This is a genomic window from Rhodococcus sp. MALMAid1271, from assembly GCF_049195265.1.
Taxonomy (GTDB): Bacteria; Actinomycetota; Actinomycetes; order Mycobacteriales; family Mycobacteriaceae; genus Rhodococcoides.
Map to the genome: position 1 here is coordinate 1 of NZ_JBMIRQ010000075.1, position 532 is coordinate 532.

At 65.2% G+C, this 532-nt stretch carries 1 protein-coding gene; it reads left to right on the top strand.

Annotation, left to right across the window (positions count from 1 at the left end; all coding sequences use genetic code 11):
- Positions 1-42 precede the first annotated feature (42 nt).
- On the top strand, positions 43-366 hold the full coding sequence (locus ACOQFP_RS10310) for an SAV_915 family protein (RefSeq protein WP_421584261.1): 324 nt from the start codon (positions 43-45) through the stop codon (positions 364-366).
- Positions 367-532 lie beyond the last annotated feature (166 nt).

Consider the following 532-nt stretch of genomic DNA (forward strand, 5'->3'; position numbering starts at 1 on the left):
CCGGAACGGAACCGAACAGCCACTCGCTGCGTCTGATCTGTCGTGGGGTTCGACCTCCCCGCGCTCGGTCAGGGGGAGAAGATGCGGCTACCGGACAACATTCCACCCGTCGTGTATGTGCCGTGCACTGCGCATGTCTCCATCGCGGAGCAGGCAGTGGTCGACCTGCGGACCACCCGGGACGGGCGTAGTGCCCTGCTGGCGTATTCGGCACTGGATCGGCTCCACACCTGCTGTGGCGACGAGCAACCGTGGATGGCGCTCCCGACCACGACCCTGTCCAAGATTCACGAGTCGCACCCGTTCGACCTCCTGCTGATGGACGTCATGATTCCCCAGCACGAACGTCGGAGTGTCCACACATGACCCTGTACGTCGACGTCGCGGTGCTCCGCGATTCCGCGGACGCAATGATGAAAATTGCCGACGACTTCGACACCGCAGCGTCGTCGATCCCCGACGCCGCCGATACCGGTATCGGAGCGCCGGCGCTGGCCGGCATGCTGGCGCTGTTCACCGGTCGCGGCAGCGA